The organism is Monashia sp. HAY1-5C (assembly GCF_056755255.1).
This window is the reverse complement of the sequence record NZ_JBPGXG010000627.1, coordinates 1-246: the sequence shown is the minus strand read 5'-3', so window position 1 is coordinate 246 and position 246 is coordinate 1. Positions and strand designations below refer to the sequence as shown.

At 54.9% G+C, this 246-nt stretch carries 1 pseudogene; it reads left to right on the top strand.

What is annotated here, in order from left to right:
* Positions 1–54: 54 nt before the first annotated feature.
* Positions 55–246 (top strand): annotated as a pseudogene (locus ACR9ZK_RS22975) (aromatic amino acid aminotransferase); the annotation flags it as partial.

The following is a 246-nucleotide window of genomic DNA, read 5'->3' as shown; positions in this document are numbered from 1 at the left end:
GCCTCGCATTGGCTGAATCAGCTCTGCATTTGATCTCAATTCAAAGGAAAAGCGATGTTCGAAACCCTCACTGCCGCCCCGCCGGACAAAATTCTCAGCCTCTCGATTCTCTACAAGAACGACGAGCGGCCGACGAAAATGGATCTCGGTGTCGGCGTCTACAAGGATTCACAGGGTGCGACCGTCATCATGCGGGCCGTGCGTCACGCCGAGAAGCGCCTTTATAAAAGCCAGACGACCAAGACC